A 19,281-nucleotide genomic window follows, 5' to 3' on the forward strand; every position below is an offset into this window, starting at 1 on the left:
ATGAGTATCCCGTAAATGCTGGGCATTTCTTTCTCGAAAGATTTTTTTGATCAGAAAGTTATAACCATATTTGATATTTGAATTTCCGTTCCCCCCACGTCAGCCCCTAGGATGCCCAGCCATCAGGTCGGGGTACGCCGATCGCTGTTTTGGGGAATGATGAATGCCAACTGCTCACTCGCTCGCTTCGCGCTGGTTACCCACTGTACTGGGTAGCCTGATTTCTCTGACCGTCAGCGGCGTGGTGCAGGCCGATGCCACCCTGGACAAGATTCAGGATCGCCATCGTCTGGTGGTGGGGGTGCTGCTGTCGGGCGGGCCGTTCGGCTCCATCGACCCGGCGACGCAAAAAGCCACCGGGATGAATGTCGATATGGCCGAAGACCTCGGTCGTCGCCTGCAGGCCGAAGTCGAACTGGTGCCGGTATTGCCCGCCAACCGCGTGCAATTCCTGCAACAGGGCAAGGTCGATCTGCTGATTGCCAACATGGAGTGGACCCCGGAACGCGGGCAGATTCTCGGCTCGGTGCCGACGCCGTTCTACCGCGTGGGCGGCACGGCGGCGGTGCTCAAGGACAGTTCGATTCATACCTGGCAGGACCTCAAGGGCCAGCCGGTGTGCACCTCCCAGGGCAGCAGCTATGTCAAACCCCTGAGCGAGTTCGGCGCTGAACTGAAGGCTTTTAAAAGCTCGTCGGAATCCCTGCTGGCCCTGCGTGGCAATAACTGCGTCGCCGCTGTGCACGACGCCACGCTGATCAATCCATTGATTGCCGCCGCTGGGGAGTGGAAGGATTACCGCGCCATTAGCCCGGAGCTGAACCCCGCACCGTCGGTGATCTGGACCCGTCTCGGCGAGAGCGATACCCAGGCGCGCCTGGACACCATTGTCAAGGACTGGCATCGCAGCGGCTGGCTGATCGAGGCGGAAAAGCGCCATCACATTACCCCGGCATCCCCGGCCCTGGTCGAGTTGCAAAAGCAATTCCAGGCCACTGGCGCCTGATCCCTCGTTCGTGGTTTTTGATAAGGCAATACGTATGAACCTTTTGTTTTCCGGCAAGACCCTGGCGGCCCTCGGCCTGTTGCTGTGTGCCAGCCTGGCCCAGGCGGATGCCACGCTGGACAAGGTCCAGCAGCGGCATAAAGTCAGCATCGGTGTGATCCTCAGCGGCCCGCCGTTCGGCACCATTGACCCGGCCACCGGCGAGCATCTGGGTTACAACGTCGAACTGGCCAAAGGCATTGCCAAGCAACTGGGTGTCGAGGTCGAGACCGTCTCGGTATTGGCGCCCAACCGCGTGCAGTTCCTGCAACAGGGCAAGGTCGATCTGCTGATCGCCAACATGCAGTACACCGACGAGCGCGCCGAGATCCTCGATTACGTGCCGACCCCTTATGAGGAAGTCGGCGGCGCTGCGCTGATCCGCAAGGGCGCCGGCATCGCCAAGTGGGAAGACCTCAAGGGCAAGCCGGTCTGCGTGTCACAGGGCAGCAACTTCATCAAGCCGTTGCAGGAAGTCTATGGCGCGCAGATCAAGGCGTTCCGCAGTCAGTCCGAGTCGCTGCTGTCGTTGAAAGGCAATGGTTGCGTGGCGGCGGTTCACGTAAGCCCCACCATGCATGCGCTGTTGGATGATCCGGACTGGTCCGGCTTCGAGATTCCCCTGGCCGATGATCTGATCCCGTCGAAATCGGTGATCTGGGTGCGCAAGGGCGAGCATGATTTCCAGGCGCGTCTGGATGCGATCATCCGCGACTGGCACCGCAGTGGCTGGTTGATTCAGGTAGGCGAGCATACCGGTATGGCACCCTCGGCAGCCCTGCGTCAGTTGCACGAGCAATTCAAGAATGCCGCACCCCTGGCGGTGACGCCGTGAGTCAGCCGCTATTCGCGGCCTTGCAGGCGCTGCTGGGCGATGCCTATGCGCAGCCCGGCAGCGAGGCCAGCCAGTATCTGACCGACAAACAGGGCAGCTATACCGGCGAGGTCGTTGCGGTGGTGCGCCCGGCGGACACCGAGCAGGTCGCCGCTGCAGTGCGCCTGTGTCGCGAACATGGCGCGCCGATTGTGGTGCAGGGCGGCAATACCGGCCTGATGGGCGCGGCGACACCGGATGCCAGTGGGCGCAGCGTGCTGTTGCGTCTGGATCGGCTGAACCGGGTACGTGAAGTCGATACCGATAACGACACCCTGACCGTGGAAGCCGGCTGCATTTTGCAAAACATTCAGGACGTCGCCCGTCAGGCCGGGCGTCTGTTCCCCCTGAGCCTCGGTGCAGAGGGCAGTTGCACCATCGGCGGCAACCTGGGCACCAATGCCGGGGGCACGGCGGTGCTGCGTTATGGCAATACCCGCGAGCTGACTCTGGGCCTGGAAGTGGTCACCGCTGAAGGACAGATCTGGCACGGCCTGCGCGGTCTGCGTAAGGACAATACTGGCTATGACCTGCGCGACCTTTATATCGGCAGCGAGGGCACCCTGGGCATTATCACCGCCGCGACCCTCAAGCTGTTCCCGCTGCCCAAGGCCCAAGCCACGGCGTTGCTGGCGTTCGATTCTTTGGCCCAGGCGGTGAGCTTCCTGTCCCATGCCCGTGGCGGTTTCGGCGCCAGTCTGACCGCGTTCGAACTGCTTGGCGCCGATTGCCTGGCATTGCTGCGCGAACAGTTTCCCGAAGGCCCGCAGCCCTTTGCCAAGGCCGATCTGCCCTGGTTTTCGCTGCTGGAACTGTCCGATAACCACGGCGAAGAACACGCCCGCCAGGCGTTTGAAGAGGTATTGGGCGAGGCGTTTGAAGCCGGTCTGCTGGCCGATGCGCTGATTGCCGAAAGCCTGGCCCAGAGCGAAGCCCTGTGGCTGTTGCGCGAGAACATGAGCGACGCGCAACGCCGCGCCGGGCGCAATATGAAGCACGATATCTCGGTGCCGATCTCACGCATCGTCGAGTTCGTCGCCCATACCGACGCGCTGTTGCAGGAACATTTCCCCGGCGTGCGCAACTACACCTTCGGCCACCTGGGCGACGGCAACCTGCATTACAACGTTGCCCATCCCGTCGGCTCAACGGTGGACGCGCATATGGCCAACTACGCCGCTCTAAGCGCTCTGGTTCACGACAGCGCCCACGCTCACGGCGGCTCGATCAGCGCCGAACACGGCATCGGCCAACGCAAGCTGGCCATGCTGCCGCGCTACAAGAGCGAAGTGGAGCTGGACCTGATGCGCCGGATCAAACAGGCGCTGGATCCCTTGAATCTGTTGAATCCGGGGAAGGTGCTGTCGACAGCGGAGCCCGACCCTGTGGGAGCGAGGCTTGCCCGCGAAGACGATGTTTCAGGTCCAAAAGATATTTCGGATGTACCGGCCTCTTCGCGGGCAAGCCTGGCTCCAACGCCATTTAATTCGACAGAAGGGACAGACGCATGAGCGTTCAGCTTTCAAAACGCGTCCAGCGCGTCTCGCTATCGGCCAACGCCGCCGCCAAATCCCAGGCCACGGCCCTGCGCGACGCCGGGATCGATATTCTCGACCTGACCACCGGCGAGCCGGATTTCGATACCCCCGAGCACATCAAGCAGGCGGCCTATGCCGCCATCGCCGCCGGCGCGACCAAGTACACGCCGACGCCGGGTGTAAAAGCCCTGCGCGAAGCGGTGCAACGCAAGCTCAAGGAGGAAAATCGCCTGGAGTACGGGCTGCCCTCGATTGTCATCGCCAACGGCGCCAAGCAGATCATCTTCAATGCCTTCGCCGCGACCCTGGATGACGGTGACGAAGTGCTGGTGCCGGTGCCGTACTGGCCGTCGTTCCCCGACAGCGTGCGCTTTAACGGAGGCGAGCCGGTGTTTATCCGCTGCGAGCTAGAGCAGGGCTGCAAGCTGACTGCCGCGCAATTGGACGCAGCCATTGGTGAGCGCACGCGCTGGCTGATTCTCAACGGTCCCGGCAACCCCAGCGGCGCGGTGTACAGCGAAGCGGAGTTGCAGGCCATCGCCGACGTCTTGCGTCGTCATCCCCAGGTCCTGGTGCTGCTGGATGAGCTGTACGAGCACATTCGTTTCGACGGCCGCCCGGCCTTGAGCCTGCTCAACGTTGCGCCGGATCTGCAAGAGCGTTGCCTGTTGGTCGGTGGCGTGTCCAAGACCTATGCCATGACCGGCTGGCGCATCGGCTTCGGTGCCGGACCAAAAGAGCTGACCACCGCCATGACCGTGGTGCAGTCGCAATCCACCTCCGGCGCTTCGTCGGTAGGGCAGGCGGCGGCCCTGGCGGCCTTTACCGGTGGGCTGGATTTTCTGCCGGAGCAGGTCGCGGCCTATCACCAACGGCGTGATCTGTTGGTCGAGACCCTCAGCAGCGTCGATGGCCTTGAGGTATTGAAACCCGAGGGCGGCTTCTTCGTGTTTGTTCGTTGCGCCGGGCTGCTGGGCCGTTATCGCCCGGATGGCAAGCGCCTGGACAGCGATGCCGATGTAGTGGATTACCTGCTGCAGTCGGGAGTGGCTGGGGTGGCCGGGAGTGCCTACGGCCTGTCGCCCTGGTTCCGCCTGTCCATTGCCACCGCCACCAGCAGCGTGATCGAAGCCGGGCAGCGGATTGCCAGGGCTTGCGCTGCCTTGCGCACAGAGGCTGAGCAATGACCCAAGGGTTACAGGCGTTCGTCCACTGGGCTGCCGGGTTCGGCCTGAACTACAACTTCCTGCTGGATGCGTTTCAGCGCGGCTCGTTGATCGATGGCGCCAAAACCACTTTATGGCTGTGCCTGGCCACTATTATCGGCAGCCTGTTGGCCGGCTTTGCCCTGGCGGCGTTGCTGACGTCCGGCAAGCCCTGGCTGGCGAAACCGGCGCGGCTGTTTATCGAAGTCACGCGCAATACGCCGACCCTGGTGCAGTTGTATTGCGCCTTCCTGGTCCTGAATATGCTGCTGACCCAAGCGGTGGGCGCGGCCAATCCGCTGACGCCGTTTGCCTGGGTGGTGATCGTGATTTCCCTGCACAAGGGCGCCTTCCATGCCGAGGCCCTGCGTGCCGGTATTGAGGCGGTGCCAGCGGTGACCCTGGAGGCCGCCAGTTCCCTGGCCTTCAGCAGCCGCCAATTGCTGCTCAATGTGCAGTTGCCATTGGCGGTGCGTTTTGCCTTGCCCTCGCTGGTCAATAACCTGATCGATCTGGTGAAGATGACCGCCGTGGCGTCGGCCATTGCCGTGGGTGATATCACTTACGCCTCGATCATGATCTGGACCCAGAGCGATAACGTGCTGGAACTGATGATCCTGATCCTGACCTTTTTCGGCCTGCTGAGTTTTGTCGTCAATTTGCTGGGTCGCGCCCTTGAAGCCCGCCTGAGGATGCCCGGTTATGGCCACTGATACTCTTGCCACAGCCGTGCCGAGCTGGCCGCGCCGCCATGGCGGCAAGTTGCTGATCGCGATCATCGCCCTTGTCTGGCTGGCCTTCGTTGCGCCCGGCAGTCCGGTACTCAGGGCGTTGGTGCAATGGTCGCCGGCACTGGCAACGGGTTTTGCGCAAAACATTCTGATCAGTCTGTTGGCCATTACCCTCGGCTCGCTGCTGGGCCTGTTGATCGGTGCCCTGGGCCTGTCGCCGCTGTGGCTGGTGCGGTTGCCGTCGCGAGTATGGGTGCAGCTGTTTCGCAATGCGCCATGGCTGGTGCTGATCTACTTCACCACCTACGTGTTCCCGTTCGAGATCGTTATCGGTCACACCTATATCCCGTTTCCCGACTGGCTCAAGGTGACCCTGGGCCTGGCGCTGCCGGCCAGTGCCAACGTCGCCGAGATCTTTCGCGGCGCCATCGCCTCGATCCCCAGCACTCAGTGGGAAGCGGCGCGCTCCCTGGCTTTCACTCGCGGGCAGATTTTCCGCTCGATCATCCTGCCGCAGTGCCTAAAGCGCATGTTGCCGCCATGGATGAACCTCTATGCCGTTGTGACCATGGGCACCGCCCTGGCTTCATTGGTGGGTGTGCACGATGTGATCGACACCGCGCAGATCGCCAGTAATACCGTGAACCAGACCGGCTTTACAGTGATCGTCTACTTCAGCCTGCTGGCGCTGTTTTTCGCCTATTGCTACCCGATTTCCCGCCTGACTCATTACCTGGAGCGCCGTTATGCCTTCTCTTGAAACCGGCGCCGCGCCCCTGATCAGCCTGCGCGATATTCACTTGTCGTTCGGCAGCAATCCGGTGCTCAAGGGCATCGATCTGGATGTGCAGCGCGGTCAGGCGGTGTCGATCATCGGCCCGTCCGGTTCGGGCAAGTCCACCATCCTGCGTTGCATCACCGGCCTGCTGTCGCCCCAGCGCGGCACGATCCGCGTCGGCGATACCCAGGTGCAACTGCTGACCCGGGAAGCCGAGCGCATCGAACTGCGCAAGCGTGTGGGTTTTGTCTTTCAGCAATACAACCTGTTTCCCCATCTGTCGGTGCTGGAGAACCTGGTGATCGCGCCGCGCAAGGTGCTTGGTCTGGATCGCCATGCCGCCGAGCAACAGGCTCGGGCCTTGCTGGCCAAGGTGCGCATGGAGCACAAGGTCGATGCCTATCCGGGCCAATTGTCCGGCGGCCAGCAACAGCGGGTGGCGATTGCCCGGGCCCTGGCGATGCGCCCGGAACTGATGCTGTTCGACGAAGTGACCTCGGCCCTGGACCCGGAAACCGTCGGCGAAGTGCTGACCGTGATCCGCGAACTGACCGAAGAGGGCATGACCTGCGTACTGGTCACCCATGAGATGCGGTTTGCCGAGGAAGTCAGTGACGTCGTGTACTTCACCGAGAACGGCCGCATCGTCGAACACGGCAGCGCCGAGCATATTTTCCAGCGCCCGGGCAACGAACGGACCCAGGCATTTCTGCGCCATGCCTTGGGCGAGAGCGGCCGCCGTACGCCGCAGAACAATGATCCGTGGCTGCTGGGCAACCTTGGCCGGTATAGCCTTTCCGTATGAAGCAGCAATGTGGGAGCCGGCTTGTCGGATCGCCGCACCGTGGCGATCGAGTGCGTAGCGCTCGCAACGGCGGCGGTGACGTCACCGACGCTATCGCCAGCAAACCGGCTCCCACAGTCCAAACCATAAAGACAACTCAGGAGCACCCTGTATGAGCACCTTGAACCGTGGTGAAGTCGTCGAAGCTTTCCTGCAACAGATTCGCGCCATCAACCAGCGCGGCGTTGATCGTGAAGCGCTAAAGGAAATCGTCGCGCTGCTGGAGCAACTGGCCGAGCGCCGTGACCTGTTCAACTTCGATACCTTTCCTGCGCCAGTACCGGGGGAGGGCGACACGGCTTTTCGCTATCGCCTGAACGACGACGGCGAAACCCCGACCCTGTACATGAACTCGCTGCTGCCGGGTAAAAGCACGCTGCCGCACAACCATGAGACCTGGGCGGTGATCGTTGCCGTGCAGGGCCAGGAGATCAACTACGTGTGGACCCGTCACGATGGCGATGATCCGCAGTTCACGCGCCTGGAACTGGAAAAGGAAGTGGTGGTGCAGCCTGGCACGCCGATCAGCTTCCTTGGTGAAGACCTGCACGGGATCAAGGTCGAAGGTGAACAGCCGACCCTGCATTTCCACCTGTACGGTCGCCCGCTGGAATCCCTCAACGGCCGCTATGGGGTCAATGCCGAAGGCAAGATCCTCAACTACAACGCCTCGCAGATGGCGCCTTCGATTCCGGCCTACGCATGATCGACTTCTACTACTGGCCAACCGGCAACGGCCTGAAAGTCGCGATCCTGCTCGAAGAACTCGAGCAGGATTACCGCGTATTGCCGATCAATATCCGCACCGGCGACCAGCGCCAGGACAGCTTCCAGCAGATCAGCGCCAATGGCCGAATCCCGGCCATTGTCGACCATGTGCCGGACAATGGCGCTGAGCCCCTGAGCCTGTTCGAGTCCGGGGCGATCCTCAATTACCTCGCCGATAAGGCCGGGCGTTTTCTGCCTGCGCCGGGCAGCGTCGGACGTCAGCGGGTGCAGGAGTGGCTGTTCTGGCAGGTGGGGCATATCACTCCGTATCTGAGCCAGTTGCAGCTGTTCAAGGAGAAGGCCCCCGAGCCGATTCCGTTTGCTCTGGACCTGCTCAACGCCGAGGCGACCCGCCTGTATGGCGTGTTGGAAAAACGTCTTGGCCAGCAGGATTTCGTGGCGGGCGAGTATTCGATTGCCGATATGGCGATTTTCCCGTGGATCCAGCCGCTGCGTCAGGGCCAGGACCTGGCGGATTACCCGCATATCAACGCCTGGCGCGAACGCATCAAGGCACGGCCGGCGGTGCAGCGGGCGTATGCCAAGGGCCGCGATGTTGCGGCTGCCGAGAAGTCCCTGGCCTTGCAATGACTTGTTGGAGCGAGGCTTGCCCGCGAAGTGGTTGGTACATCCGACACATATTTTGAATCATGAACACCGCCTTCGCGGGCAAGCCACGCTCCCACAAATCGGATTCCAATTTGTTTTATGAGAACCCCATGACCCCAACCATCACCCCCCAGCAACTTCAGCACTGGCTGTTCGACGGGCAGGAAATTGCCCTGTTCGACGTGCGCGAGCATGGTCAATACGGTGAAGCGCATCTGTTTCATGGGGTGAACCTGCCCTATAGCCGTCTGGAGCTGGAAGCCCGGCGTCTGGCGCCGAATCCGGCCGTGCGCCTGGTGATCTACGATCAGGACGGCGGTGATGTCGCGGCACGGGCCGCTGCGCGCCTGGCTGAGCTCGGTTATACACAGGTGCATAGCCTCGTCGGTGGTGCTGAAGGCTGGCAGGCTGCGGGCTTGCAGTTGTTCGCCGGGGTGCATGTGCCGTCCAAGGCCTTTGGCGAACTGGTCGAAGAGGCCAGCCATACGCCGCATATCAATGCCACTGAACTGGCGGCATGGCAGGCCCGTGGCGAGCCGCTGGTACTGCTCGATAGTCGGCCGTTCGACGAATACCGCAAGATGACCATTCCCGGTTCCCTGTGCTGCCCCAATGGCGAGCTGGGTTATCGCCTGCATGAACTGGTCAAGGACGACACCACGCCCATTGTGGTCAATTGCGCCGGGCGCACCCGCAGCATTATCGGCGCCCAGACCCTGATCGACCTCGGCGTGAAAAACCCGGTTTATGCCCTGGAAAACGGCACCCAGGGTTGGTTCCTTGCCGATCTGCCGCTGGAACATGGCAGCACCCGGCGCTATCCCGACGTGAGCGCCAATGCAGGGCTGGCGCAACCGCGTCAGGCCGCTGCGGCCCTGGCTCAAAAGACCGGCGTGACTACGGTCAGTGCTGCGCAGGTTCAGGCCTGGGCCAATGACGCCGGGCGCAGCCTTTTTCTGTGCGATGTGCGTACCTCCGAGGAGTTTGTCGCTGGCACTCTGCAGGGCGCGCAGCATACGCCGGGCGGCCAGTTGATCCAGTCCACCGATTTGTATGTCGGCGTACGTGGCGCGCGGTTGGTGTTGTTGGATGCCGACGGCATTCGCGCACCGATTGTTGCCAGTTGGCTACAGCAACTCGGGCACGAGGCTTATGTGCTCGCTGACGGTATTCACAGTGGCTTGGCACTGCCGGTCGCGAACGCTGCACAGGCGACTCTGGCGCAGATCGATGCGCAGACTCTGGCGGTAGCCTTGCGCGACGATGCCGTGGCGTTGGTCGATTTACGTACGAGCATGACCTTCCGCAAAGGGCATATTGCCGGTGCGAAGTGGTCGATCCGGCCGCTATTGGCCAAGGACGTTACTGATGAAACCCGGCCATTGGTATTGGTTGCCGATGACCCCCGTGTCGCGCAACTGGCCGTGGCCGAGCTGCCGAGCGTGCAGCAGCAACAGGCACGCTGGCTGGCAGGCGATATTCAGCAGTGGCAGGCGGCAGGCCTTTCGGTGCAGGAAGATCCGGCCAACCCGGCCAATGAGCAGTGCATCGACTTTCTGTTCTTCACCCATGACCGTCATTCCGGCAACAAGGATGCGGCTCGGCAGTACCTGGCCTGGGAAATCGGCCTGCTCGCACAGATGACTGAACAGGAGGTACGCAGCCTCAAGCCTTTGCACGGAAAAAAGTCGCCAACTGAGCAAGTGGCAACCCGTCTGATCCATGCCGCACGGACGACAAAAGGCGAGGGCGGTCGCCCGGTGAACGTGCCGGTCACGCGCTTGAGCACCGTGCTCTTCAACAGCCTTGGCGAGATGCGCGATGCCCGTCAACGGCGGGATACCGAACGGGTCCTGAGCTATGGCGCTCGGGGCAATCCCACGGCTTTTGCGTTGGAAGATCTGGTCAGCGAACTGGAGGGCGGCTACCGCACCAGGTTGTTTGGCACTGGCCTGGCGGCGGTGGCGCAGACCTTCCTGGCGTACCTGCGTCCCGGCGATCATGTGCTGATCACTGACGCGGTGTATTCGCCGGTGCGCCAATTGGTTCGGGAGTTTCTGCTGCCGTTCGGCATTGAGGTGGATTATTTTGCCGCCGATGGCCAGGGCCTGGAAGCCCAGTTCAAGGGCAATACCCGCATGGTCTACGCCGAAGTGCCGGGTTCGCTGCTCTACGAACTATGTGATTTGCCGGCGATTGCCGCGCTGTGCAAGCCGCGGGGCATCCTGCTGGCAGTGGACAACACCTGGGGCTCGGCGTACCTGTACCGGCCGCTGCAACTGGGTGCGGACATTTCCATCATGGCCCTGACCAAATACCTGTGCGGTCACAGCGATGTGGTCATGGGCAGCGTCTGTACCCGTGAAGGGGTCTGGCAGCCGTTGGCGAACATGAGCGACACCTTCGGCACCACGGTCAGCCCGGACGATGCCTACTTGATCCTGCGCGGCGCCCGCACCATGGCCGCCAGACTGGAAGTGCATCAGCGCCAGGCGTTGCAGGTTGCGCACTGGTTACAGGCTCAGCCACAGGTCAAACGGGTATTCCATCCGGCCTTGCCCGGGCATCCGCATCACGCACTGTGGCAGCGCGATTTCAGTGGCAGCAATGGTTTGTTGTCCTTTGAGTTGCAGAGCAGTGATACCCGCCAGCTCGATGATTTTATCGGTGCATTGCAGCTGTTTGGACTGGGGGCATCCTGGGGCGGCTATGAAAGCCTGGTTACGGTGGCAGGCTTGAAGGATCGGGATAACCCGACGGATCGCGGGTTGAATCCGGTGTTGCGTCTGCATATCGGGTTGGAGGATGTGAATGACCTGATTGTGGATTTGCAGCGGGGGTTTGCTGCAATCTGATGTGGGACCTGCTTTAGCCGGGAAGGCTCCTGTACAGGCCCAGAAGATGTACTGAGCGTACTTACGCCTTCCCGGCTAAAGCCGGTCCCACATATGCCCTGCTTTGCTAGCGAAGATGAAAAAAATCTAATGTTATCTAGTAACATTATGGTGTTTGCTATGTAATACTGTAACAAATGGTTGCAGGTTACCCTCTCGTGAAAGCTCCTCGCGTTCCTTCCATCACCGGCTCGATTCTGGCCCGATCCGCTGTGCACCGCTTGCTGCTGGCCCTGGCCATGCTGGTCCTGTTATGGCTGGCCATTGTCTGGGCGGTGGTGATTCCATGAGTGCAGCCATCGCCTTGGATAACCTCACCGTCGCCTACGAGCGGCGCCCGGCCGTGCATCACCTCAGCGGGCGTTTCGAGGCGGGCAGCCTGACGGCGATTGTCGGCCCCAATGGCGCCGGCAAGTCGACCCTGATCAAGGCCATCGCCGGAACCATGAAACCGGCGGAAGGGCGCGTCGATCGCGGTGCCCTGGCAACCCGAACCCTGGGCTATCTGCCCCAGGCCGCAGAGATCGACCGCAGTTTCCCTTTAAGTGTGGCCGACACCGTGGCCATGGGCGCCTGGCGCAGCATCGGGCCGTTTCGCGGTTTGAGCCGCGATCAAGGTCGGCGCACTCGCGAGTCGCTGCAGGCCGTGGGGCTGGAAGGCTTCGAAGGGCGCAGCATCGGCTCACTGTCCTCGGGGCAGTTCCAGCGGGTGCTGTTTGCCCGGCTGCTGTTGCAGGACGCCGCAGTGATTCTGCTCGATGAGCCCTTTACCGCTATCGATGCCCGCACCACCAATGACCTGTTGCAACTGGTGCGCGCCTGGCATGGCCAGGGCCGTACGGTGATTGCCGTGCTCCACGATATTGATCAGGTGCGCCAGCACTTTCCGCAAACCCTGTTGATGGCCCGTGAAGCCATTGCCTGGGGCAATACCGCCGAGGTGCTGAGCGTGGAGAACCTGCGCAAGGCGCGCAATATGGCCGAGTTCTGGAGTGCCGATGCCGAGCTGTGCGCCGCTGAGTCGGACGATTCCACAGGAGCCCGCTCATGATGCTGTATGACGCGGTGATCCAGCCTTTCGTCGAGTTCGGTTTCATGCGCCGGGCCCTGGTGGCGTGCCTGGCGTTGGGTATCGGTTCCGGCCCCGTGGGCGTGCTGCTGATGCTGCGGCGCATGAGCCTGGTCGGCGATGCCATGAGCCATGCGGTATTGCCGGGGGCGGCGGTGGGCTTTCTGTTTGCCGGTCTGTCGCTGCCGGCCATGGGCTTCGGCGGCATGATCGCCGGGCTGTCCGTGGCGCTGTTGTCGGGGTTGGTCAGCCGCCTGACCAGCCTGCGCGAGGACGCCAGTTTTGCCAGTTTTTACCTGACGTCTCTGGCAGCGGGGGTGCTGATCGTGTCGCTGCACGGCTCCAACGTCGACCTGCTGCATGTGCTGTTCGGCACCATTCTGGCCATCGACTCTGACGCCATTTTCATGGTCGGCGCCATTGCCTCCTTCACCCTGCTGCTGCTGGCGCTGATCTACCGGCCACTGGTGCTGGAGTGCTTCGATCCCGGCTTCCTGCGGGCCGTGGGCGGGCGCGGTTCGCTGTATCACGTACTGTTCCTGTTGTTGGTAGTGCTCAATCTGGTCGCCGGGTTCCAGGCGCTCGGCACTCTGATGGCCGTGGGCATGATGATGCTGCCCGCCACGGCTGCGCGCTTCTGGGCCAGTTCATTGGGGGCGCTGATGCTGATTTCGACCCTGGTTGCGACCCTGTCCGGGTTTATCGGGCTGATCATGTCCTATCACATGGGCGTCGCTTCCGGCCCGGCCATCGTCCTGACGGCCAGTGCCTTCTACGGCTTTTCGTTGTTGTTCGGACGCACAGGGATCCTGCGTCGACTTTTCCCCAAGCCTCACCTGGTCAACTAAACCTTAACGAGAGCAAAACCATGAAGAAATCCATGCTATTGGGCGCGATGGCAGCCTTTGCGCTGTCTGCGTTTTCTGTTCTGGCCCAGGCCAAGCCCCTTGAAGCGGTCGCGACCTTCACCGTTATCGCCGACATGGTGCATACCGTTGGCGGCGACCGCGTGCATGTCACCTCGTTGATTGGTCCCAACGGTGACCCCCATGTCTATGAGCCGACCCCGGCCGACGCCCAGGCGTTGAAGCAGGCTGACGTCACCTTTGTCAGCGGTCTGCATCTGGAAGGCTGGCTGGATCGCTTGATCAAGGCGTCGGGCTACAAGGGCCAGCCGGTGGTGCTGTCCAATGGCATCAAGACCCGCAGCATGGATGAAGACGGCAAGCGCATCACTGACCCGCATGCCTGGAACAGCGCGGCAAATGGTGTGATCTATGTCGGCAATATCATCACTGCCCTGAGCAAGGCCGACCCGGACGGGGCTGCCGAGTACAAGGCCAACGGCGAGCGCTACATCGCTCAGTTGCAGGCGCTGGACAGCTACGCTCGTACGCAGATCCAGGCCATTCCCAAGGCACAGCGTAAAGTGCTGACCTCGCATGACGCATTCGGTTACTTCGGCGATGCCTATGGCGTAACGTTCCTGTCGCCATTGGGCTTCTCCACCGAAGCAGAGCCATCGGCGGCCGACGTGTCGAAATTGATCCGTCAGATCAAGGCCGAGCACGTCAGCGCCTACTTCTTCGAGAACTCCGGTGATCCGCGTCTGGTCAAGCAGATTGCCGATGCCAGCGGCGCCCAGCCGGGTGGTGAACTGTATGTCGAATCGCTGTCGCCAGCTGACGGCCCGGCCGCCAGCTATGCGCAGATGTTTCGCTACAACGTCGACAAGCTGGTTGCGGCGATGAAGGGTAAGTAAACCTCGGGGAAAATCTGTGGGACCGGCTTTAGCCGGGAATAGGTCGATACATTCCCTGCATCTTCATGATCAGGAATGAGGTCTTCCCGGCTGAAGCCAGTCCTACAGCAATTACATCCTCGATCAGCGCACGAACTTGAAGACGGTGGTCTGGGTATAGGTCTGCCCCGGATTCAAGCGTGTACTGGCGAAGTTCGGCTGGTTGGGTGCATCAGGAAAGTGCTGGGTTTCCAGGGTAAACGCACCCCAGTGCGGATAGACCTTGCCGGCCTTGCCCTTGATGCTGCCATCGAGGAAGTTGCCGGTGTAGACCTGTACGCCGGGCTCGGTGGTAAACAGTTGCAGGCGTCGGCCAGAGGCAGGGTCGAACACTTCGGCAGCAAGTTTGCTGACTTTGCCCTGGTTATCCAGCACCCAGTTGAAGTCGAACCCGCCTTGCTTCTCTTCCGCGAACTTCAGTTGCGGATGATCGTCCTTGATGTGTTTGCCGAACTCGGTGGGCTTGAGAAAGTCCATCGGCGTTCCGGCCACGGGCGCCAGTTCTCCGGTCGGAATCAGCGTGCCATTGACCGGTGTGTAATGCGCCGCATGCAAAGTGGCGACCTGTTTGAGCACATCGCCGCTGCCCGCACCTGCCAGATTGAAATAACTGTGGTTAGTCAGGTTCAGGACCGTCGGTTTGTCGGTAACGGCCTTGTACTGAATACGCAGTTCATTCTTCTCGTTGAGGCTATAGGTAACTTCGGTCGTCAGATTGCCGGGAAAGCCCATCTCGCCATCAGCTGACAGATAGGTCAGCTTGACCCCGACCCAGCCCGGTTCCTTGCTCGGTTCGGCCTTCCACACACGTTTGTCGAACCCTTGAGTGCCGCCGTGCAAGGCGTTGGTCTTGTCGTTGAGGGGGATCTGATAGGTGGTGCCATCGAGGCTGAATTTGCCTCCGGCCAGGCGGTTGCCGAAACGACCGATGGTCGCGCCGAAATACACTGTGCCGTTGTTTTGATAGCCCTGGACATCATCGAAGCCCAGAACCACATCGTCGACCTTGCCGTTCTTGCCCGGCACCAGCAGCGATTGCAGGGTGGCGCCGTAGGTAATGATGTTGGCTTCGACGCCGTGGCTGTTACGCAGGGTGTATTTCTCGACCGATGCGCCGTCGCTGGTGGTACCGAACGGAATCGGTTTGGCCAGTTCAAGGCCGGCGGCATTGACGCTGAGGGTGGCAATCATCAAGGACAGTCCCAAAGGAGTGGCAAAGCGGGTACGGATCATCAGAGTTTTCCTTTTTTTGTTGTTGTTCGAAAGGGGTATTACGTTGTGTGGATTCAGGTTTTAAACGACCTCACTGGTCAATTGGTAATACTATTTGATGGGTTTGCGTCGGATAGTTCGTTTTATAGAGCAAAAATCTTAGCTTGAAAATTAAATTGTAATACTATTTAGTGGGATGGTAGCGCAATGTGGTACTGACCTTGAGCATTCCGGCGTTTTTTACCGGTTTGACACCCAATGGTGTGATGATTAGCCTCCAGCTAAGACCAAAACCCAGCGGAGTGCCAGGGCCCATGCGCAGTAATTTTCATGATTCGACGGTGGACCGCCTCGGTACCTGGATCGCCGCAGGGCATGTGGAACCGGGCCAGACCCTCAAGGTCGAAGCGGCATTGTGCGAAGAGTTGGGTGTCAGCCGTACGGTGTTGCGCGAGGCAATCAAAACGCTGGTAGCCAAGGGCATGCTTGAGGTGGGACCGAAGGTCGGCACACGGGTTTTGCCGTTGCGCCAGTGGAATCTGTTCGACCCGCAGGTGGTGGGATGGCTGGCGCGCAAGGGGCTGACGGAAAGCTTCGTCAAGGACCTGTTGGATTTGCGCAGGACCATCGAGCCCATGGCGGTGCGCTGGGCCTGTGAAAGGGCTACGCCCGCGCAGATAGCGGCGATCCAGGCAGCCTACAAGGTGCTGGCGCTTTCGGTAGCGGACAAGGGTGATTACAACCTGGCAGACCGGCAGTTTCATGAATTGGTACTGGCGGCGAGCCATAACCAGTTCATTGAGCAGATGTTGCCTGCTGTCGGGGCGTTGCTGGCGGTGTCCTTCGAGGTCTCCTCGGCGGTACCGGGGGAGCTGGGCCGCACGCTACCGTTGCACAAGGAGTTGGCCGATGCCATTGCCAGCCGTGATGCCGCACGGGGTGTCTGGGCCTGCATGACCCTGATCGAGCAGGCAGCCCAAGTGATCTCGGGTTCCTTTGCCCGCCAGGCAACTCAGGTCGTTGCGAGTGACACTCGGTTACATAGTGTTGATTGATAATATGATATGACTGGTTGTGTGCTGTTTAACGTGGTTGCCGGACCGCTGCCGTGGGCCTGCAACTGAACTGCAAGAAAATGCTGGACGCTGTAGCTATTCAATAAAAATAAGGAGTTAGCTATGTTGAGTCGTCACGGGATTCGTTCCCTGTGCTGTGTCGCCGTCGCCACTGCCATCCTCGGCATGGGGGCCGGTGCATCCGCTGCCGATAAAGTGAAGATCGGCTTCCTCGTCAAACAAGCCGAAGAACCCTGGTTCCAGACCGAATGGCAGTTCGCCGAGAAGGCCGGGCAGGAACATGGTTTCGAGGTGATCAAGATCGCCGTGCCTGACGGCGAGAAAACCCTGACTGCGATCGACAACCTGGCCGCCAACGGCGCCAAGGGCTTTGTCATCTGCCCGCCCGATGTCTCACTGGGCCCGGCCATCGTCGCCAAGGCCAAGGCCAATGGTCTGAAGGTGATGGCCGTGGACGATCGCTTTGTCGATTCCAAGGGCAAGTTCATGGAGGACGTGCCGTACCTGGGCATGGCAGCCTTCGAAGTCGGCCAGAAACAGGGCGCAGCCATGGCAGCTGAAGCCAAGAAGCGTGGCTGGGACTGGAAAGACACCTACGCCATCATCAATACCTATAACGAACTGGACACTGGCAAGAAGCGCACTGACGGTTCGGTAGATGCGCTGAAAAAGGCCGACCTGCCTGAAGACCATATCCTCTTTACCCCGCAGAAAACCCTCGATGTGCCGGGCAGTATGGACGCCACCAACGCGGCCCTGCCGAAACTGCCGGGCGGCGCGAAACACCTCATTATCGGCGGCATGAATGACAACACCGTGCTAGGTGGCGTGCGCGCTACGGCGGGTGCCGGGTTTTCCCCGGACAATGTCATCGGTATCGGTATCAATGGTACTGACGCTATTGATGAGCTGAAAAAAGCCAAGAGCGGCTTCTACGGCTCGATGCTGCCAAGCCCGGATAAGGAAGGCTACAACACCGCCCTGCAGATGTATGAGTGGGTCACCACCGGCAAGGAACCTGCCAAATACACCGCGATGGACGACGTCACGCTGATCACCCGGGAAAACTTCAAGGAAGTGCTGACCAAGATTGGTCTGTACAAGTAAGTCCCTATAGGGGGGCTCGCTGAATGTGGGAGCCGCCTTGGTGGCGATCGAGTGCGTAGCGCTCGCAATGGTATCAGTGTGTGATCTGACGCCATCGCCAGCAAGCCGGCTCCCACAGGTGGTGAGTCAGTTGTTCCTTGAACGCAGGAGGTGATATGCATCAGCAAGCGATCCAGCAACAGGCAACAATCAGTGGCAGCCTGCGCTTCAACGGGATCGGCAAGACCTTTCCCGGCGTGAAGGCGCTGTCGGATATCAGTTTCGAGGCCCGGCCCGGCACAGTCCATGCTTTGATGGGCGAGAACGGTGCGGGCAAATCGACCCTGCTGAAGATTCTCGGCGGCTCGTACCAGCCCAACAGTGGTGATCTGCAGATCGGCGCTCAGACCCTGGTTTTCAAATCCACCGCTGACAGTATTGCCGCCGGGGTGGCAGTGATTCACCAGGAACTGCACCTGGTCCCGGAAATGAGTGTCGCGGAAAACCTGCTGCTGGGCCACATGCCCAATCGCATGGGCCTGCTCAATCGCCGGGCCATGCTGCGTCAGGCTGGCGAACTGCTCAAGGGCCTGGCTGACGAGATCGACCCGGCCATGCGGCTGGGCAATCTGTCCCTGGGCCAGCGACAACTGGTGGAAATAGCCAAAGCCATGTCACGCAATGCCCATGTCATCGCTTTCGATGAGCCGACCAGTAGTTTGTCGGCGCGAGAAATCGACCGCTTGATGGCAATCATCAGTCGTCTGCGGGACGAGGGGCGGGTGATTCTCTATGTCTCGCACCGCATGGAAGAAATTTTCCGTATCTGCGACGCCGTTACTGTATTCAAGGACGGCCGTTTCGTACGCACCTTCGATAACATGGCTGAATTGGATCATGACCGCCTGGTGACCTGCATGGTCGGGCGCGACATTCAGGACATCTACAACTATCGGGCGCGTGAGCATCAGGGCCCGAGCCTGCGGGTGACCGGTCTGCTCGGGCCGGGCTTGCAGGAACCGGTGAGTTTTGCGGTAGACAAGGGTGAAGTGCTGGGCTTTTTTGGTCTGGTCGGTGCCGGGCGCACCGAACTGTTTCGCCTGCTCTCGGGCCTGACCCGCAGCACTGCCGGGACACTGCAACTGGAAGGCAAGGCGCTGACCCTGCGTTCGCCGCGGGATGCCATAGGTGCCGGCATTCTGCTCTGCCCGGAGGATCGCAAGAAGGAAGGCATCGTGCCTCTGTCCAGTGTCGCCGAGAACATCAATATCGGTGCGCGGCCGCGGCATGTCAGCCTCGGTTGCCTGATTCAGGGCCGCTGGGAGCGTGACAACGCACGGCAGCAGATCCAGGCCATGAACGTCAAGACGCCCTCGGCGGACCAGCAGATCATGTTCCTCTCCGGTGGCAACCAGCAGAAAGCCATTCTCGGTCGCTGGCTGTCGATGCCGATGAAAGTGCTGCTGCTCGACGAACCGACCCGGGGTATCGATATCGGCGCCAAATCCGAGATCTACCAGATCATTCATAACCTGGCGGCTCAGGGTATCGCGGTGATCGTGGTGTCGAGCGATCTGATGGAGGTTATGGGCATTGCCGATCGTATTCTGGTCATGAGCGAGGGCGCTATCACTGGCGAATTGATGCGTGACGAAGCCGATGAATCACGTTTGTTGCAACTGGCGCTGCCGCGTAGCCGTGGCTGAGCCCTACCTTTAAATGCCGGCGTGAACTACACCGTGAAAAACAAG

The 19,281-nt window shown here is 60.8% G+C and carries 18 protein-coding genes; 17 read left to right on the forward strand and 1 reads right to left on the reverse strand.

Annotated features, from left to right (window positions below; translation table 11 throughout):
- Positions 1–163 precede the first annotated feature (163 nt).
- The 14 genes from AC1Z24_RS14675 to AC1Z24_RS14740 all read left to right on the forward strand — a co-directional run bounded on the left by AC1Z24_RS14675 (position 164) and on the right by AC1Z24_RS14740 (position 14,117).
- Entirely contained in the window at positions 164–1,006 is an 843-nt protein-coding gene (locus AC1Z24_RS14675; RefSeq protein WP_483746264.1) for a transporter substrate-binding domain-containing protein, read from the forward strand.
- Between the two features lie 34 nt (positions 1,007–1,040).
- On the forward strand, positions 1,041–1,880 hold the full coding sequence (locus tag AC1Z24_RS14680; RefSeq protein ID WP_483746265.1) for a transporter substrate-binding domain-containing protein: 840 nt from the start codon (positions 1,041–1,043) through the stop codon (positions 1,878–1,880).
- Positions 1,877–3,430: an FAD-binding oxidoreductase gene (locus AC1Z24_RS14685; protein ID WP_483746266.1), complete on the forward strand. Its 1,554-nt coding sequence runs from the start codon at positions 1,877–1,879 to the stop codon at positions 3,428–3,430. The genes AC1Z24_RS14680 and AC1Z24_RS14685 overlap by 4 nt, the downstream gene beginning before the upstream one ends.
- Positions 3,427–4,644: an aminotransferase class I/II-fold pyridoxal phosphate-dependent enzyme gene (locus AC1Z24_RS14690; protein ID WP_483746267.1), complete on the forward strand. Its 1,218-nt coding sequence runs from the start codon at positions 3,427–3,429 to the stop codon at positions 4,642–4,644. The genes AC1Z24_RS14685 and AC1Z24_RS14690 overlap by 4 nt, the downstream gene beginning before the upstream one ends.
- Positions 4,641–5,375 (forward strand): amino acid ABC transporter permease, encoded by a 735-nt coding sequence (locus AC1Z24_RS14695; protein ID WP_483746268.1) that lies wholly within the window; start codon positions 4,641–4,643, stop codon positions 5,373–5,375. Before AC1Z24_RS14690 ends, AC1Z24_RS14695 begins: the two co-directional genes overlap by 4 nt.
- Positions 5,365–6,153, forward strand: coding sequence for an amino acid ABC transporter permease (locus tag AC1Z24_RS14700; protein ID WP_483746269.1), 789 nt, complete (start codon positions 5,365–5,367; stop codon positions 6,151–6,153). The genes AC1Z24_RS14695 and AC1Z24_RS14700 overlap by 11 nt, the downstream gene beginning before the upstream one ends.
- A complete protein-coding gene (locus tag AC1Z24_RS14705) occupies positions 6,140–6,976 on the forward strand; it encodes an amino acid ABC transporter ATP-binding protein (protein WP_483746270.1) in 837 nt (278 codons plus the stop codon). Before AC1Z24_RS14700 ends, AC1Z24_RS14705 begins: the two co-directional genes overlap by 14 nt.
- A gap of 151 nt (positions 6,977–7,127) precedes the next feature.
- Entirely contained in the window at positions 7,128–7,721 is a 594-nt protein-coding gene (locus AC1Z24_RS14710; protein ID WP_483746271.1) for a cysteine dioxygenase family protein, read from the forward strand.
- Positions 7,718–8,374: a glutathione S-transferase family protein gene (locus AC1Z24_RS14715; RefSeq protein WP_483746272.1), complete on the forward strand. Its 657-nt coding sequence runs from the start codon at positions 7,718–7,720 to the stop codon at positions 8,372–8,374. The genes AC1Z24_RS14710 and AC1Z24_RS14715 overlap by 4 nt, the downstream gene beginning before the upstream one ends.
- Before the next feature lie 128 nt (positions 8,375–8,502).
- Positions 8,503–11,247 carry a cystathionine beta-lyase gene (gene metC / locus AC1Z24_RS14720; protein WP_483746273.1) on the forward strand — a complete coding sequence of 915 codons (2,745 nt, stop codon included), beginning with the start codon at positions 8,503–8,505 and terminating at the stop codon, positions 11,245–11,247.
- A gap of 197 nt (positions 11,248–11,444) precedes the next feature.
- Positions 11,445–11,576: a hypothetical protein gene (locus AC1Z24_RS14725; protein WP_483746274.1), complete on the forward strand. Its 132-nt coding sequence runs from the start codon at positions 11,445–11,447 to the stop codon at positions 11,574–11,576.
- A complete protein-coding gene (gene aztA / locus AC1Z24_RS14730) occupies positions 11,573–12,337 on the forward strand; it encodes a zinc ABC transporter ATP-binding protein AztA (RefSeq protein ID WP_259103922.1) in 765 nt (254 codons plus the stop codon). Before AC1Z24_RS14725 ends, aztA begins: the two co-directional genes overlap by 4 nt.
- On the forward strand, positions 12,334–13,203 hold the full coding sequence (locus AC1Z24_RS14735) for a metal ABC transporter permease (RefSeq protein ID WP_483746275.1): 870 nt from the start codon (positions 12,334–12,336) through the stop codon (positions 13,201–13,203). The genes aztA and AC1Z24_RS14735 overlap by 4 nt, the downstream gene beginning before the upstream one ends.
- A gap of 20 nt (positions 13,204–13,223) precedes the next feature.
- A complete protein-coding gene (locus AC1Z24_RS14740) occupies positions 13,224–14,117 on the forward strand; it encodes a metal ABC transporter substrate-binding protein (protein WP_483746276.1) in 894 nt (297 codons plus the stop codon).
- 123 nt (positions 14,118–14,240) lie between these two features.
- On the opposite strand, the gene AC1Z24_RS14745 is transcribed toward AC1Z24_RS14740, so the two are convergent.
- Positions 14,241–15,389 carry an aldose epimerase family protein gene (locus tag AC1Z24_RS14745; protein WP_483746277.1) on the reverse strand — a complete coding sequence of 383 codons (1,149 nt, stop codon included), beginning with the start codon at positions 15,387–15,389 and terminating at the stop codon, positions 14,241–14,243.
- 293 nt (positions 15,390–15,682) lie between these two features.
- On the opposite strand from AC1Z24_RS14745, the gene AC1Z24_RS14750 reads away from it, so the two are divergent.
- From AC1Z24_RS14750 to araG, 3 genes are all read left to right on the forward strand, one after another.
- Entirely contained in the window at positions 15,683–16,423 is a 741-nt protein-coding gene (locus tag AC1Z24_RS14750) for a FadR/GntR family transcriptional regulator (protein WP_483746278.1), read from the forward strand.
- A gap of 123 nt (positions 16,424–16,546) precedes the next feature.
- Positions 16,547–17,551, forward strand: coding sequence for a substrate-binding domain-containing protein (locus AC1Z24_RS14755; protein WP_483746279.1), 1,005 nt, complete (start codon positions 16,547–16,549; stop codon positions 17,549–17,551).
- Between the two features lie 155 nt (positions 17,552–17,706).
- Positions 17,707–19,236: an L-arabinose ABC transporter ATP-binding protein AraG gene (araG, locus tag AC1Z24_RS14760; RefSeq protein ID WP_483746280.1), complete on the forward strand. Its 1,530-nt coding sequence runs from the start codon at positions 17,707–17,709 to the stop codon at positions 19,234–19,236.
- Positions 19,237–19,281: the final 45 nt, after the last annotated feature.

This window comes from Pseudomonas sp. JL23, from assembly GCF_056933585.1.